Raw genomic sequence first — 14248 nt, 5'->3', positions numbered from 1 at the left:
GTAGAAAAAAGAAAAAGCCGGGACCGGCGCGCTGAAAGCATCGCCCGTCACCGGCTTGCGGATCACTTCTTGTGGGGACGGATCGCAGGTGCGGCTTTATCCAGCACGCCGTTCACAAACTTGTGGCTGTCTTCAGCGCCAAAGGTTTTAGCCAGCTCGATAGCTTCGTTGATCGCCACTTTATAGGGCACATCATCACGTTTTGAGAGTTCGAACAGCGCGATACGCAATACCGCTTTCTCAACCTGGCCCAGCTCTTCGAGCAGACGGGAGAGGTATGGCTTCATCAGGCCATCGAGATATGCGCTATTAGTCGCCACCCCGTTCAACAGTTCACGGAAGTACACGACGTCAACATCTTTTACGTCCTGTTCCGCCAGGAACTGGTATTCAACATCAGTGATGTCGTTCTGGGACAACTGCCAGGAGTAAAGCGCCTGAACGGCACACTCACGGGCGCGGCGACGAGCAGCAGGTTTCACGTAATTCCCCTTACAAAATTCAAGCCTTGATGGCTTTCAATACATTAATCATTTCAAGCGCGGTCAGTGCGGCTTCCGCACCTTTATTACCGGCTTTAGTGCCAGCGCGTTCGATGGCCTGTTCAATACTTTCTGTGGTGAGCACGCCGAAAGCGACCGGAATGGCGCTCTCCTGTGCGACATGCGCCAGGCCGTTGCTTGCGCCGCCGGCCACATACTCAAAGTGCGCAGTGCCGCCGCGGATCACGGTGCCGAGCGCAATCACAGCATCATATTTGCCGGTTTTCGCCAGCTCGCCTGCGGCCAGCGGCAGCTCGTAAGCGCCCGGAACCCACACGACGGTGATGTTATCGTCCTGCACCTGACCGATACGTTTCAGGGCATCGACCGCGCCTTCCAGCAGACTGTCATTGATAAAGTTGTTGAAACGCGCAATGGTGATGGCGACGCGAGCGTCCGGAGCAGCAACGTTGGCTTCAATAATGTTCATACACTTCCTTCACAGGTTCAGTTCGGCCCCCGCAGGGGGGCGGATTTTAGCATACTATTTAACGCGCTGCTTCCCTTTTACAGCAGGCTTCACGCGTTGGTAAGGTGCAGGCAAACATCAGGGCCAACCTGCCGTATCTCACTGAAATTAAAGCGCGGCGCATCGGCAAGTGCCGTCAATCCCGGCAGCTTGCACAGCCCGCGCGCATCGCTGCCTAACAGTTTAGGCGCAAGATAGACCACCAGCTCATCAACCAGGCCCGCATTCAGCAGCGCGCCTGCAAGCTCCGCGCCCGCCTCAACCCAGACGCTATTGATCTGCTGTTTACCGAGCATCATCATCAGCATCACCAGATCGCCATGCCCATTATGCTCCGGCACGATAATTTCACGCACGCTCTCAGGCCACGCGCGCGCATCGGCTTTGGTGCGCGCAAACCAGGTCTCTCCCGGCTGGCTGACAACTTTATGCTGCGGCGTCACGCGGTTCTGACTGTCGATAATAATGCGCAGCGGCTGGCGCAGCTCCGCTTCAGGATAGCTCGCCTGAGTATCGCTGTTTAATTCACGCCAGCGCACCGTCAGCGCCGGATCGTCCGCCAGCACCGTGGCGCTGCTGCTGAGAATGGCATGGCTCTGCGCGCGCAGCAGCTGAACGTCGCGGCGCGCCTGTGCGGAGGTGATCCACTGGCTTTCGCCGCTCGCCATCGCCGTGCGCCCGTCCAGCGATGCGCCGAGCTTAAGCTGCACATAGGGAAAACCGGTGCGCATTCGTTTGAGAAAGCCTTTATTCAGCGCTTCGGCCTCGCTCATCATCAGGCCGTGGCTCACCTCAATCCCGGCCTGCTGCAGACGATAGAGTCCACGCCCGGCGACCTGCGGATTGGGGTCCTGCATGGCGGCAACCACCCGCGTTACCCCGGCGGCAATAAGCGCATCGCAGCAGGGCGGCGTGCGCCCGTGATGGCTGCAGGGCTCCAGCGTCACATAGGCGGTGCCGCCGTGCGCGCGGTCGCCCGCCATACGCAGAGCATGCACTTCCGCATGCGGCTCGCCGGCGCGGTAGTGAAAACCTTCGCCGACGATTTCGCCATCGTTAACGATCACGCAGCCGACGCGCGGATTCGGATGGGTGGTAAAGCGGCCGCGCTGCGCCAGTTTCAGCGCGCGTGCCATATAGATTTCATCCTGCATGCTCAGTCCTGTAGACGGGCGATCTCTTCGCCAAATTCGCGGATATCCTCGAAGCTGCGGTAGACGGAGGCAAAGCGCACATAGGCCACTTTATCGAGCTTTTTCAACTGCTCCATCACCAGATTGCCGATCATCTTACTCGGCACTTCGCGTTCGCCGGTTGCGCGAAGTTGCGATTTAATATTGTTTAGCGCCATTTCTACGTCATCGGCGCTGACCGGGCGCTTCTCCAGCGCTTTCAACATGCCGCTGCGCAGCTTCTCTTCATTAAACGGTTCACGCACATCATTGCTTTTCACCACGCGCGGCATCACAAGCTCTGCCACTTCGAAGGTGGTGAAACGCTCATTGCAAACCAGACACTGCCGGCGGCGGCGAACAGATGAACCTTCTCCCACCAGACGGGAATCGATGACTTTGGTGTCCACGGCGAAACAGAATGGGCAATGCATACGGGGTCCTGACGTGAGAGTTGACTGAAATCTATTTTAACCTGAAGTGGCATGACAACAAAGGCAGACCCTTTTTTGAGACAATGGATCGATGGCAAGGCCGCGGTTGCGATCTACCATTACAGCGATCCTCCCCTTCAAGGAAACAGACGCAATGACAAGACGTTACCTAAGAACACTGTTGCTGGGAAGCCTTTTCACCCTCAGCGCCTGCGCGCCGCAAAGCGAAGTCCGCCAGCTCCACCAAAGCGTCAGCACGCTCAATAAAGAGATGAGCAAGCTGAATCAGGAGACGGTTAAAATTACACAGCAAAACAGCCTTAACGCCAAATCCGGCAGCGGCGCCTACCTGCTGCCCGGTGCCAATACGCCTGCGTTACTGAAAAGCCAGATTGGCACACTGCGTATGTCGCTGAAAGATATGGCACCAAACGCCGCCGGAACACGCGTTGTGCTGCACATTCAAGGCCAGTCCAACGATCCGCTGCCCGCTTTTAGCGGCACCATTGAGTATGGCCAACTCCAGGGTACTACCGAGAGCTATCAGGAAGTGAATGTGCAGAATCAGCTGATCAACGCTCCGGCCAGCACGCTGGCACCGAGCGATGTCGATATTCCTTTGCAGCTTGATGGCATTTCGCCTGAGCAACTCGGCTTTGTGCGTATTCACGATATCCAGCCAGCTAACGTTCAGTAACCCCCTTCTGCGGGCGGGCCACTCGCCCGCTCTTTCACGCCTGCGCTTTTCAGTCACTTTTTATTCCTGATACTCATAAATTGGCATTATCAATAAATGCCAGTACAATCGCCGCCGTTCAAACCACGCAAACGTGAACGCAATCGATTACGTATATGTCAATAATGTGAAACACCACATATTTTTGTGAGCGCGGATACTTATAATAGGCGCGCAGAAATATGAAACATTTAGCAATTTAATGCGTGCTTACTTTCACTCCCGTCTGGGATCTTAATCAGTGGCGTAATGATGAAAAAAACTCTCCTCGCAGCCGGTGCCGCACTGGCGCTTACCGCATCTTTCTCTGCCAGCGCAGAGGAAACCAGCAAATCTGAATTTGTCTCCGACTGGTGGCATCAGAGCGTGAACGTGGTAGGCAGCTACCACACCCGCTTCGGGGCTATTCCGCGTAACGATACCTATCTGGAATATGAAGCCTTCGCCAAGAAAGATTGGTTCGACTTCTACGGCTACCTGGATGCGCCGGTCTTCTTCGGCGGTAACTCCGGCGCGAAAGGGATCTGGAACCACGGCTCGCCGCTGTTTATGGAGATCGAACCGCGCTTCTCCATTGATAAGCTGACCAACACCGATCTGAGCTTCGGACCATTCAAAGAGTGGTACTTCGCCAACAACTACATTTACGATATGGGGCGCAACGCTGGCGGTCGTCAGAGCACCTGGTACATGGGTCTTGGCACCGATATCGACACCGGCCTGCCGATGAGCCTCTCGCTGAACGTCTACGCAAAATACCAGTGGCAGAACTATGGCGCAGAGAACGAAAACGAGTGGGACGGCTACCGTTTCAAAGTGAAATACTTTGTGCCGATCACCCCACTGTGGGGCGGCCAGCTGAGCTATATCGGCTTTACCAACTTTGACTGGGGCTCCGATCTCGGCAATCGCCGCTACTACAACAATGGCCAGCAGCAGCGTACCAGCAACTCGATCGCCTCAAGCCACATCCTCGCGCTGAGCTACGATCACTGGCACTACTCCGTAGTCGCCCGTTACTGGCACAACGGCGGCCAGACCAAAGATGATGCGATCCTGAACTACGGCGCGGGCGATTTCAGCGCCCGCACTACCGGCTGGGGTGGCTACCTGGTGGTCGGTTACAACTTCTGATTCTGCTCTCTGCAAAAGCCGACCACGGGTCGGCTTTTTTATCGCCTGAGCGGCGCTGAATAAAAATCCGAAAACAGACCTTTCCAGTACATTAGTACCAATCCTCCCCATCCAATGCTCTACGTCATGCTTTAGAATCCGCTCCTGAGAGGAATTTACTCTAAGGAAAAGAGAACCATGTGGGCCGTAGAAATGGAGGGCATCAGTAAGAAATATTTACTGGGCCAGGTGTGGGTTGATGCCCTTAAAGACGTCACGCTCAATATTGCAGCACATCGCTTTACCGTCCTGTCCGGGCAATCCGGCAGTGGCAAAACAACGCTACTCAATTTAATCGGTGGCATCGATCGGCCCGATAGCGGGTATCTGACGATTGCCGGCCAGCCGATGGCCGAGCTGGATGACGACCAGTGCAGCGACTTTCGCGCCCGCCACCTCGGCTTTATCTTCCAGAATTTCAACCTTATTCCTGTGCTGACCGTGCGCGAGAATGTCGAAGTTCCGCTGCTGATCCACCATAAAAATCCCGCCTGTCGCCAGCAGCTTATCGATGAGATGCTCGATCATGTTGGTCTGGCACATAAGGCCGACTCACTACCCAACCAGCTCTCCGGTGGTCAGCGCCAGCGCGTTGCTATTGCCCGGGCGCTGATCCACCGCCCTGCGCTGATTGTCGCCGACGAACCTACCGCCAACCTCGACAGCAAAACCGGCGCCACCATTTTGCAGCTGCTGCGCCATTTACAGCGTGAATACGCCGTCACGGTAGTTTTCTCCTCTCACGATCCGCAGGTGATTGCCGCCGCGGACGATCTCTATCTGGTGCATGACGGCAGCGTTACGCGCCCGACAACGGTGTAAGGGGGAATAATGCAAACCACAACGCTGATGAAACATGCGCTGCGTAACTTACTTCGCAGCCGCCGACGTACCCTCTCAACCCTCTGCGCCATCGTCGTCGGCGCAATAGGTATTCTGCTTTTCGCAGGCTATAACCAGTCAATTAAGTACAGCCTGCAAACCACCTTTGTACGCGATAAAGGCCATCTGCAGATCCAGCAGCGCGACTATCTTCTGCACGGCACCAGCAATCCTGCGCTTTATAGCATTCATAACTATCAACAAATCGTCGATATCCTCATCCGCGATCCGGTGCTGAAAAAGATGATCGCCGTTACCACGCCGGTTCTCTCCATGACCGGTCTTGCGGGCCACTACGCGGTCGGCACCTCGCGTCCGGTATTGATCTACGGCACAGAGGCCGTTGGGCAAGCACAACTGGATAAATGGGATGAATATCAGATAGGTGCAGACCTCATAGACCGCAAACCGTTGACGGGTACTCAGCCCGAAGCGGCACTGATTGGCCGCGGGCTGGCGCGTCTGCTGCTGCTGTGTGATTTTGTGAAAGATCAGCCCTGCGCACCACCACCGCCGAGAGAGAGTAGCGCCAACGCGCTGCCTGACGATCTGCTGGAGCTGTCACAAAGCGCCCGCGATATACGTCCGCCAGCCACGGGATCGAATATCGAACTGCTCGCCGCCTCCGCTGCCGGTGCGCCGAATATTGTCCGCGTCAACGTGCTGGGCACCCAGCCGCAGCAGGCACGGGAGCTGGATGACACCGTAGTGAGTCTGCATCTGCGCCAGGCGCAGCAGCTACTTTTTGGCCAGGAGATGCCAGGCGTGACGGCGATCCTGCTCCAGCTACACAGTACCAATGAGATGGAGGCCGCGCGTACGCGCCTGCAGAAGCTCTTCGCTAATAAGCTCTCCGGCGAACCGCTGGCGGTGTATGACTTCACTCAGCTACAGCCGCTCTACAACCAGGTGCTGGCGATGTTCGGCAAGATCTTCTCGTTTCTGCTGGCGCTGATCCTCTGCATCGCGCTGTTCACCGTCGGCAACACCATGAATATGGCGGTAATGGAGCGCACGGTGGAGATTGGTACCCTGCGCGCGGTGGGGTTAAAGCGTGGCGACATTCAGCGCCTTTTTCTGAGCGAGGGGGCACTGCTGGGCGCGATTGGCGCGGCCTCTGGCGTGCTTATCGCACTGGCGCTAGCCTGGCTTATCAACCGCTCCGGGATGACATGGCAGCCGCCGGGCGTGACCACGCCGCTGCCGATCCGCATCATTATCTGGGGTGAGTGGCGCATGCTGGCCAGCGTCACGGGCACTCTGTTACTGGTGACCGTGCTCTCTTCCTGGTGGCCCGCACGACGCGCCTCGCGTGTATCGATTGTTGAAGCGCTACGCCATATCTGATGCAACACACTGAATAAAAAGGAGGAATTATGTCATTACGGAAAAAGAGCCTGGCGTCAGCGTGGCTAACCATTCTGTTAATAAGTGCCGCACCAGCATTTGCGGCGCTTAACGCCCAGCAGATCCTGAAAAAAAGCGATGCGGTACGTAACCCGGATCGCTCCTTCAGCCTTGTGACCACGCTTATCAGTTACAAAAATGGCAAACAGCACGAAACCAGCGAACTGATGCTCTACTCCCGCGTCTCGCCGGACGGCGGTCAGTTTCGCAGTCTGCTGCGCTTTATCAGCCCGCAGCGTGATGCCGGTAAACTGACGCTAAAAAGCGGCCGTGATTTATGGCTTTATGATCCCACCAGCCAGGCGAGCGTACCAATCTCACCGCAGCAGCGGCTGATGGGACAAGCCTCCAACGGCGATGTCGTCACCGCAAACTGGGCGGCGGATTACCAGGCAAAGCTGGTGGGGGAAGAGCGGATCCAGGATGGCGAACGGCAGATGCGAGACTGCTACCACCTGCATCTGGAGGCACAAAACAGAGATGCGGCCTATCCGTCGATGGATTTGTGGGTCGATAAAACTGATTTTAAGAGCCGCAAAGCGGAGTTCTATGCCGTCAATGGTAACCTGCTAAAAACTACCTTCTATCGCCGCTTTGCGCCCGTGCTGGGCGGCATTCGCTCGACGGAAGCGGTGATTATAGATGGAGTTAATGCACACTGGGTGACCGTGCTGCGCCAGAAAGATTTTCAGTGGCGCGACGTGCCGGAGTCCTGGCTGCAGCGTGATTTCCTTGCCCATTTCCGGGATGCGAATTCATGACACGATCGACTCTCTCCCTTCTCTGCCTGATGCTGCTGGCCTTAACGCCTGCCGCACCCGTGCTGTCGCAGCAGGATGAGACCCTGGCGGCACTCGATCTGGCAGACAACGCTGAGTTCAACCCCAACACCTACCAGGCGCTGAATATGATGTTTGAAGCGGCCAGCAGCATCAATCACCAGCAGGAGAAAGAGCAGCGGCTGTCGCTTGATATGCGTCTGGATGCGCAGCTTGGTGAGAAGTGGCGGCTGGTGCTCTCTGACCGCCTTGATAACCGTTTCACTCACCGTCTCAGCGGAACGCGTTATACCAACACGCTGCGCGAAGCCTGGCTCAGCTATCACCTGACGCCGCAAGCCATGCTGGATATGGGCCGCATCAACACCCGCTACGGCGTCGCGCTGGGCTATAACCCCACGGACTTTCTCGGCCGGGGTACAGTGCGCTCGATGACCTCTGTCGATCCGGAAACGATGCGCAACAACCGCATGGGCAATGCGATGGTGCGCCTGCAGCACTTTTGGGACAATGCCGCCGTTAGCGCGCTATGGGCACCGGAAATTCGAAGTGGCAGCACCAATCGCAGCGCCAGCCTGGACTGGCAGGCCAGCAATCCGCGCGAACGCCTGCTGCTCAGCGCCAGCTACCGCTTTGCGGAGAATTTCAACCCGCAGTTGCTGCTGTTTAAAGAGCAGCAGCGTGAGCCACAGTTTGGCCTCAACCTCTCGCGCGTGCTCTCCCGCTCAACGCTGATTTACGGCGAATGGGCCGGCGGGCGACAGCCCTACAGCTGGCAGGAGACGCTGCTGCCGGAGAGCCAGTGGGATATCGCCTGGCGCAACCGCGTGGCAGCGGGCCTGACCTGGACCGGCGAGAGCGATCTGACGCTGCGGCTCGAAGGGCACTACAACGGCAGCGCGCAACCAACCGTTGCCGGGCAGGATCTCCGCCGCAGCGTGCTGATGCAGGCTTACTGGAAAGATTTTTTTGAACAGTACGATCTCAACCTGATTGCGCAGCGGGATCTGCAGCGGCATAAAAATATGGGCTTTGCTGAACTTCGCCGCCATCTTGGCTCGCTGGATGTGGCGTTGCAGTGGCAAAAGGTCTATCTGCTGAATCTGAGTGAGCGCCGCTGGCAGCTCTCATTTGATTACTGGCTGTGAACCATCGCCCAGCCGACGCTGGCAATAATAATGGCGGGACCAAATGGAAAGGGCTGCTGACGCGTGGCGCGAAAGAGCAGCAGCCCGCCCGCCAGCCCGATCAGCGCGGCAATCAGCATAATATCGAACAGTGCCGGTAGACCGTGCCATGCGCCGATACCGGCAAAGAGCTTCATATCCCCTCCCCCTATTCCATCGCACCCACGGCTGCGCACAAATACATAGTTAAGCAACCACAGAATCAAAAAACCAACCGCTGCGGCAAGTGCATGTTCCTGCAACGTCAGAAGAAGTGGCTGACGGCTCCAGGCGTAGATCAATGCCAATAGCATAAAGGGGTAAGTGAGCACGTCCGGTAGCAGCATATGGTCGATATCGATAAAGCACATCGCCACCAGCAAACTCAGCAGTGCCAGCATCAGCAACGCCGTCAGGTTGGCACCATCCTGGGCTATCACCACCGCGAACAGCAGCGCCATTAAGGCTTCAATAGCCGGGTAGCGAACGCTTATCCGCTTCTGACAGCAGCGGCTTCTCCCGCGAAGCCACAACCAGCCGACTAGCGGAATATTGTCCCGCGCCTTTATCCGCGCCCGGCAGTGGGGGCAAAACGAGGGCGGCCAGCTCAGGCTTATCGCCTCACCCTGCATTTTTCGCGGTAAACGGTAGATCACGACATTAATAAAACTACCGAAAATCGCCCCGATCAGCGCAAAAAAGAGACTTTCCACGCGATCATCGCTCCGGTTGATTAAGCAGCGATCGGCAGGCGGAAGGCAGCGGCGCGGAGAGCACTTCCGGGGTTTTAAACACCCATTGTTCATAACGCCCGGCCGGTTTGAAGCTCTTTATATCAGACGGGAAGAGCGTACGACGCAGCGGCCTGCCTCGGCCTTTGCTGAAAACACCCACCCAGCGCCCCTGCTTGTCATAACTCATTCCCCAGTCGCGCGAGCCGGTGAGCGGATCGGCAAACCACTGGCGCAGATGCGCGACGTTTTTTTTATCGCGGCTGTCATGCAGCAGATCCTCAAAGCCCAGCGGAAAGCAGCCGCTGCCATTTTTCTGATAACGGTGAATTGCATTGCGGATCTGTACGCCGCGAAAAAAAAGCTCCTCCTCCAGCTGCTGGCGAAAGCGCACCTCGCGCGAGCGGGTCTCTTTCAGCAGGGAGAGCGACAGCGCGGTGAGCATCAGCAGCACCCACAGGTAGGTAAAACCGCCCTGCGCAGAGGGCTTACTCCTCCTCATTGTCCTGCTCCGGCAGAGAGGGCGAAGAGACATCGACGATCTGATCGTTTTCGTCACGCTTTACCTGCCAGTTATCGCGCCGCTGAGTGACGGGATCGAGCGGGATATCAAACAGGTAGCCCTGCTCGACCAGCTCCTCCAGCCGCTCCGGCCCGCTGAGCCGATCGTGACGCCAGGCGGCGATAGCCGAGCGGAGGGCATTGCGGTTATGCTGCAACACCACGATCCTGGCGCGCTCGGTTTGACTGAAAAAACGCGGTGCCACTAGCGTCATCAGCGTGGCGATAATCGCCATCACTACCAGTAACTCAATCAGCGTAAAGCCTTTTTCACCACTGCGCATACGGTACTCCATTCAGCCCGGGCTGCATGCTGGTGGAGCTGACATCCCAGATATCCTTGCCGCCGGTGCTGTCGCCGGGTGCCTGCGTCGAGGCGCGCAGTCGCCAGGTTTCGCTGTTCGGCTTACCTTCACAGTCGCAAAAAGGATCGCGCGGGATGGCGCGTAACAGGTAGATCTTCTCCCGGTTGGCCGACTTTTTATTGATCACGCCCTCCACCAGTTGATTCAGCGACACCGGCCAGTTCGACATATCTGCCTCTTTTTCAATAATCCCCTCTTCGCTCAGTTGGGCATAGCGATCGAGGGCGGTGCGGATCTCGCGCAGCGCCACGCGCAGCGCTTCTTCGTTGCGCTGCTGTATCTGACGCTGATAAATCGGGATCGCGGCGCTGGCAAGCGTAGCCAGCAGCGCCAGCGATACCAGCATCTCAATCAACGTAAAGCCGTTGCGTTGTGCCATTACGGCTGGCCTTTCGCAAGCGTAGGCGCAGGCAGTTTTTTCCTCGCCGGGAAGGTGGCCGGCGGCGTCAGCGGCGGCGGGGCAAAGTGCGAGGCTTCTGGCGTATCCCCTGCGGCTGGCGGCAGATAGGCGCTCTCACCCGGCGCATCTTCGCTGCCCATCTCAATGGTGTTGATATGAGTGCCGGGCAAGTCAATGCTGCGCTCAATGGTAGGCGTAATCAGCAGTACTACCTCGGTCCGCTCGTGGTTGCTTTCATGACTGCCGAAGAGTTTGCCGAGTAGCGGCAGATCCGCCAGTCCTGGCAGGCCGTTCAGCCCCGTGCTGTCGCTCTCTTTGATCAGCCCCGCCAGCATCTGCGTTTCTCCATTCTGGCTGCTGAGCACGGTAGCCGCGTCACGGTTGTTGGTTCGATAATAAGCCACGCCATCTTTCGAGTGTTCAGCGCTGCCGATGGTGCTGAGGTTAAACTTCACATCCATCGATATGGTGTTATCAACGCTGATATCCGGTGTAACCTCCAGTTTCAACCCCACATCCTGATACTCAACCTGCTCTTGTGAAAAGCTCTCGGAGATACTGCTGGTCAGCACCGGGATGCGCTCGCCAATCTCCACCACCGCTTTTTTATTGTTTTTCACGCGGATGCGCGGGTTAGCCAGCACGCGACCATGGGAGCGGATCTTCTGCATATTGGCGTTCAACCCCTGACTGGAACCGAGATTGACAAACATATTATTTTTATTCAGCGCGTTAAGGGCAATATTGCTGCTGCCGGACTCAATGCTGTTAAAACCAATGCCAATCTGCCCAGGGAAGTTGATGCCGAGGGTTTCGACATCTTTGGCATCCACTTCCAGCACCTCTACCGCCAGCGTCACCTCCGCTTCCGGACGGTCAAGGGTTAACAACAGCTGCTCGGCTTTCTCAACGCTTTCACGCGGGCCGCGAAAAGTCACTGAGTTGGTACGCTCATCAACATGAACATCGCGCAGCTTAATCAAATTACGCAGCGCCACATTCAGCTCTTTCGCTTTGGCGTAACCGAGAAAGACCGTTTTCACCACCGTATCGCGGTAGAGCTTCTCTTTCTGCAAGGTGGCGGGATAGATCAGCAGCGTATTGCCATTGAGGATCTTTTTACGTAGCTGGTTAGAGAGTAGCAACAGATTAAGGGCGTTCTCCGCGCTGGTATCGTGGGCGATCAGGCTGGCGGTGGCTGCATCCGGGACATCTTTATCATAGATAATATTGATGCCGGTAATCTGGCTGATGGCGGCGAAGATCTCCTTCAGATTGTGTTTGCTGAAGCTAAAGCTGACGGGCTTGCGCAACTCGCGCTTGATCTTCTTCTCCGGCTGATTCTGCACGGCGATTTCACGCATCAGATGATCGCGCATCTCCGCCGCCTGCGGCCAGCCCGGCGACTCTTCAAGGATCTGCTGGATTTTGGCTAACGCCTGTTCCGGGTCGGTCTGGTATTGCGCCATCGCCTGCTGGTAGAGCTTATCCAGTACGCGTAGCCGGTCAATTTTTTGCAATCCCTGCTGCGCGATAAAATGGCCGGGCTGATAACGCAGCACCGCCCGCCATGCGCGACTCGCGGCGACGTAGTTATTTTTCGCCGTCGCCTGACGCGCGCTCGCGATATAGCCCTCCACCAGTTGCGCCACCAGCAGCTGCCGCTGCGTTCGCAGCTCAACATCCTGCGGATGGCTCTTAAGCTGGCTATCAACACGCTGCAACGCTGCAAGCAGTGACGCCGTATTGACGGGCCTGGCATCTTCCGGCGCAACCGGTTTGCTGCTTACGCAGCCTGCCAGCAGCGCAAGCGCGCATGCCATAGTGAGAATGGGTTTTTTCATTGTGTTGTTACGGCTTGTGTAGTCAAAGAGTTAAGGCTGATGCTGTAAGGCTCATGCCCCGGTAATGATTCAAAAAGCAGACTGCCCTGCGCCATCGCTTGCAGTCGCCAGTCGGGGGTGAGCAGGCCGCCTGGCCGGATATACCCCGCTTTACGACACGCGTCACACAGCAGCCAGTTACGTGCACCATCCGTCAGGATGACGATGCGCATGCCTTCACGGATCCAAAGCCCAACCGCGCGAAAAGGAAAGGTGATGCTCTGCACCTTTGCCACCGGCGCGGGCGCTTTTGTTACCGGCGCGTTATAGACGGGAAAGAGATCGGCAATTGCGCTGGCATCATCCGCGACGCGAAGCGGGCGTTTTTCCTGACGCGGCGGGCGCGTTTCGTCTGGTGCGGCCTGGCTTACCTCGGGTGTAGTTTCAGAACCGTCGTCGGAGATATGCACCCAGATAAGCAACCCGGCGGTCAACAGCAGCAAGATTTTCAGATATCGCGGCAGTTTCATTACGCCTCCAGACCCGATGCAAGGCTCAGCGTTAACTGCAGCGTGATCAGCAGATGCGCGCTCTCCGGGCTGGCACGGCTGATGGCAAGCCTGTCGACATGAAATATCAGGCTTTTACTCATGGTGATAAGCGATCGCGTCAAATTGTTCCACTCGCCCTGCAGCGGAATGGTCAGCGCCAGCGCGCGTTGATGCTCTTTGCCGTTTTTGCCGAATTGATAGCGACTGCCGTCAACCTGCAGGTGGTTCTGCTGAAAAATGTCGAACACCGCTTTCACCTGCTGATACTCGGTATCGTTCAGCGTTCTCTGCAGGGCCACCGCGCTATTTTTAAGCTGAGGAGAGATCGCCAGTGGTTTATCTAACTGCAGCTCCAGCTGCGCATTCTCACCGAGAAGCTGGCGGTTTTCCGGCGCAAGCGCGCACTGCCAGTAACCAACGATAAGAAGTGGAAACAGCGCCGCCAGCAGCGGCATCCTCCCCGTTTTTTCTATAAGAGAGGCCAGCGACCAGCGCAGATAAGGTAAAGAGAGGAAAAATCTCATAAGTTCACTCAAAGCCGGGGGTTATGGGTATAGATGACGATCAGCGTGGCGTTGACCGCCCATTTCTGGCTGAACTCCTTTGACGGCGTATGGTTTTGTAGCTCAACCCGCGCCGGGATCGCTTCCAGCCGGGTGCTGAAATCGAGTAGCGCTTCAAGCGACATCGCTTTCACCTGCAGCCGGACCGTCCTTTTCGCAGGCTCGACGCTGACGTTCATGATCGCCACATCGGGCAAGAGTAATTTCGCCAGCGGATTGAGCATCGCCACAACCTGCATGGCGGCTCGGGCATCCGGTTGATGTTTTTTCATGCGCGCCGACAGGCCGCGGACAATCTCATCCCGCTTCGCCACCCTCTCCAGCAGCTGTTGATGCTGGCGCTGCAGCGCGTCGCGCCGCTGATAATCTTTCATACTTGCCAGCAGCAGCCCGCCTGTCATCAGCAGCACGGCTCCCATGACGGGCCAGGCGGCACGTGGACGATGTTGAAAACAGGGAGCGGCCCAGCCTTTAAAAGCCGATATGGGAAACAT

At 57.0% G+C, this 14248-nt stretch carries 18 protein-coding genes; 6 read left to right on the top strand and 12 right to left on the bottom strand.

Annotated features, from left to right (window positions below):
- Nucleotides 1–62: 62 nt before the first annotated feature.
- The 4 genes from nusB to nrdR all read right to left on the bottom strand — a co-directional run bounded on the left by nusB (nucleotide 63) and on the right by nrdR (nucleotide 2617).
- Nucleotides 63–482: a transcription antitermination factor NusB gene (nusB, locus tag HF650_RS05590; protein WP_023481929.1), complete on the bottom strand. Its 420-nt coding sequence runs from the start codon at nucleotides 480–482 to the stop codon at nucleotides 63–65.
- A 19-nt stretch (nucleotides 483–501) separates the two neighbouring features.
- Nucleotides 502–972, bottom strand: a complete 471-nt coding sequence (gene ribE / locus HF650_RS05585) for a 6,7-dimethyl-8-ribityllumazine synthase (protein ID WP_023481903.1) — start codon at nucleotides 970–972, stop codon at nucleotides 502–504.
- Nucleotides 973–1061: 89 nt separating this feature from the next.
- A complete protein-coding gene (ribD, locus tag HF650_RS05580; protein ID WP_187801526.1) occupies nucleotides 1062–2165 on the bottom strand; it encodes a bifunctional diaminohydroxyphosphoribosylaminopyrimidine deaminase/5-amino-6-(5-phosphoribosylamino)uracil reductase RibD in 1104 nt (367 codons plus the stop codon).
- 2 nt (nucleotides 2166–2167) lie between these two features.
- Entirely contained in the window at nucleotides 2168–2617 is a 450-nt protein-coding gene (nrdR, locus tag HF650_RS05575) for a transcriptional regulator NrdR (protein ID WP_187801525.1), read from the bottom strand.
- 154 nt (nucleotides 2618–2771) lie between these two features.
- Between nrdR and HF650_RS05570 the strand changes: the two genes are divergently transcribed.
- The 6 genes from HF650_RS05570 to HF650_RS05545 all read left to right on the top strand — a co-directional run bounded on the left by HF650_RS05570 (nucleotide 2772) and on the right by HF650_RS05545 (nucleotide 8742).
- Nucleotides 2772–3314 carry a DUF3251 domain-containing protein gene (locus HF650_RS05570; RefSeq protein ID WP_187801524.1) on the top strand — a complete coding sequence of 181 codons (543 nt, stop codon included), beginning with the start codon at nucleotides 2772–2774 and terminating at the stop codon, nucleotides 3312–3314.
- A 291-nt stretch (nucleotides 3315–3605) separates the two neighbouring features.
- Entirely contained in the window at nucleotides 3606–4487 is an 882-nt protein-coding gene (locus HF650_RS05565) for a nucleoside-specific channel-forming protein Tsx (protein WP_187802615.1), read from the top strand.
- Nucleotides 4488–4664: 177 nt separating this feature from the next.
- Complete coding sequence (locus HF650_RS05560) at nucleotides 4665–5348, top strand: ABC transporter ATP-binding protein (RefSeq protein WP_187801523.1); 684 nt, start codon at nucleotides 4665–4667, stop codon at nucleotides 5346–5348.
- Nucleotides 5349–5357: 9 nt separating this feature from the next.
- On the top strand, nucleotides 5358–6755 hold the full coding sequence (locus HF650_RS05555; protein ID WP_187801522.1) for an FtsX-like permease family protein: 1398 nt from the start codon (nucleotides 5358–5360) through the stop codon (nucleotides 6753–6755).
- A 29-nt stretch (nucleotides 6756–6784) separates the two neighbouring features.
- The gene (locus HF650_RS05550; protein WP_187801521.1) at nucleotides 6785–7576 is read left to right on the top strand and encodes an outer membrane lipoprotein-sorting protein; all 792 of its coding nucleotides are present in this window, start codon (nucleotides 6785–6787) and stop codon (nucleotides 7574–7576) included.
- Entirely contained in the window at nucleotides 7573–8742 is a 1170-nt protein-coding gene (locus tag HF650_RS05545) for a hypothetical protein (protein WP_187801520.1), read from the top strand. Before HF650_RS05550 ends, HF650_RS05545 begins: the two co-directional genes overlap by 4 nt.
- Here HF650_RS05545 and HF650_RS05540 read toward each other — a convergent pair.
- The 8 genes from HF650_RS05540 to HF650_RS05505 are packed head-to-tail and all read right to left on the bottom strand — an operon-like array spanning nucleotide 8730 to nucleotide 14248.
- Complete coding sequence (locus HF650_RS05540; RefSeq protein ID WP_187801519.1) at nucleotides 8730–9473, bottom strand: A24 family peptidase; 744 nt, start codon at nucleotides 9471–9473, stop codon at nucleotides 8730–8732. The genes HF650_RS05545 and HF650_RS05540 overlap by 13 nt on opposite strands.
- Before the next feature lie 4 nt (nucleotides 9474–9477).
- Nucleotides 9478–9993 carry a type II secretion system protein gene (locus HF650_RS05535; protein WP_187801518.1) on the bottom strand — a complete coding sequence of 172 codons (516 nt, stop codon included), beginning with the start codon at nucleotides 9991–9993 and terminating at the stop codon, nucleotides 9478–9480.
- A complete protein-coding gene (locus HF650_RS05530) occupies nucleotides 9980–10336 on the bottom strand; it encodes a prepilin-type N-terminal cleavage/methylation domain-containing protein (protein WP_187801517.1) in 357 nt (118 codons plus the stop codon). Before HF650_RS05530 ends, HF650_RS05535 begins: the two co-directional genes overlap by 14 nt.
- The gene (locus HF650_RS05525) at nucleotides 10323–10796 is read right to left on the bottom strand and encodes a type II secretion system protein (RefSeq protein WP_187801516.1); all 474 of its coding nucleotides are present in this window, start codon (nucleotides 10794–10796) and stop codon (nucleotides 10323–10325) included. The genes HF650_RS05530 and HF650_RS05525 overlap by 14 nt, the downstream gene beginning before the upstream one ends.
- On the bottom strand, nucleotides 10796–12661 hold the full coding sequence (locus tag HF650_RS05520; RefSeq protein ID WP_187801515.1) for a secretin N-terminal domain-containing protein: 1866 nt from the start codon (nucleotides 12659–12661) through the stop codon (nucleotides 10796–10798). The genes HF650_RS05525 and HF650_RS05520 overlap by 1 nt, the downstream gene beginning before the upstream one ends.
- Nucleotides 12658–13170: a hypothetical protein gene (locus tag HF650_RS05515; RefSeq protein WP_187801514.1), complete on the bottom strand. Its 513-nt coding sequence runs from the start codon at nucleotides 13168–13170 to the stop codon at nucleotides 12658–12660. Before HF650_RS05515 ends, HF650_RS05520 begins: the two co-directional genes overlap by 4 nt.
- Nucleotides 13170–13715: a hypothetical protein gene (locus tag HF650_RS05510; protein ID WP_187801513.1), complete on the bottom strand. Its 546-nt coding sequence runs from the start codon at nucleotides 13713–13715 to the stop codon at nucleotides 13170–13172. Before HF650_RS05510 ends, HF650_RS05515 begins: the two co-directional genes overlap by 1 nt.
- 8 nt (nucleotides 13716–13723) lie before the next feature.
- Nucleotides 13724–14248 (bottom strand): hypothetical protein, encoded by a 525-nt coding sequence (locus tag HF650_RS05505; protein WP_187801512.1) that lies wholly within the window; start codon nucleotides 14246–14248, stop codon nucleotides 13724–13726.

Source organism: Kosakonia sp. SMBL-WEM22, from assembly GCF_014490785.1.
Lineage (GTDB): Bacteria > Pseudomonadota > Gammaproteobacteria > Enterobacterales > Enterobacteriaceae > Kosakonia.
This window is presented reverse-complemented; position numbering and strand designations above follow the sequence as displayed.

Excerpts from the sequence above, each read along its gene's own strand:
- ribE (WP_023481903.1), bottom strand. The coding sequence starts at position 972 with ATGAACATTATTGAAGCCAACGTTGCTGCTCCGGACGCTCGCGTCGCC.
- ribD (WP_187801526.1), bottom strand. The coding sequence starts at position 2,165 with ATGCAGGATGAAATCTATATGGCACGCGCGCTGAAACTGGCGCAGCGC.
- nrdR (WP_187801525.1), bottom strand. The coding sequence starts at position 2,617 with ATGCATTGCCCATTCTGTTTCGCCGTGGACACCAAAGTCATCGATTCC.
- HF650_RS05570 (WP_187801524.1), top strand. The coding sequence starts at position 2,772 with ATGACAAGACGTTACCTAAGAACACTGTTGCTGGGAAGCCTTTTCACC.
- HF650_RS05565 (WP_187802615.1), top strand. The coding sequence starts at position 3,606 with ATGAAAAAAACTCTCCTCGCAGCCGGTGCCGCACTGGCGCTTACCGCA.
- HF650_RS05560 (WP_187801523.1), top strand. The coding sequence starts at position 4,665 with ATGTGGGCCGTAGAAATGGAGGGCATCAGTAAGAAATATTTACTGGGC.
- HF650_RS05555 (WP_187801522.1), top strand. The coding sequence starts at position 5,358 with ATGCAAACCACAACGCTGATGAAACATGCGCTGCGTAACTTACTTCGC.
- HF650_RS05550 (WP_187801521.1), top strand. The coding sequence starts at position 6,785 with ATGTCATTACGGAAAAAGAGCCTGGCGTCAGCGTGGCTAACCATTCTG.
- HF650_RS05545 (WP_187801520.1), top strand. The coding sequence starts at position 7,573 with ATGACACGATCGACTCTCTCCCTTCTCTGCCTGATGCTGCTGGCCTTA.
- HF650_RS05535 (WP_187801518.1), bottom strand. The coding sequence starts at position 9,993 with ATGAGGAGGAGTAAGCCCTCTGCGCAGGGCGGTTTTACCTACCTGTGG.
- HF650_RS05530 (WP_187801517.1), bottom strand. The coding sequence starts at position 10,336 with ATGCGCAGTGGTGAAAAAGGCTTTACGCTGATTGAGTTACTGGTAGTG.
- HF650_RS05525 (WP_187801516.1), bottom strand. The coding sequence starts at position 10,796 with ATGGCACAACGCAACGGCTTTACGTTGATTGAGATGCTGGTATCGCTG.
- HF650_RS05520 (WP_187801515.1), bottom strand. The coding sequence starts at position 12,661 with ATGAAAAAACCCATTCTCACTATGGCATGCGCGCTTGCGCTGCTGGCA.
- HF650_RS05515 (WP_187801514.1), bottom strand. The coding sequence starts at position 13,170 with ATGAAACTGCCGCGATATCTGAAAATCTTGCTGCTGTTGACCGCCGGG.
- HF650_RS05510 (WP_187801513.1), bottom strand. The coding sequence starts at position 13,715 with ATGAGATTTTTCCTCTCTTTACCTTATCTGCGCTGGTCGCTGGCCTCT.
- HF650_RS05505 (WP_187801512.1), bottom strand. The coding sequence starts at position 14,248 with ATGTTTCCCATATCGGCTTTTAAAGGCTGGGCCGCTCCCTGTTTTCAA.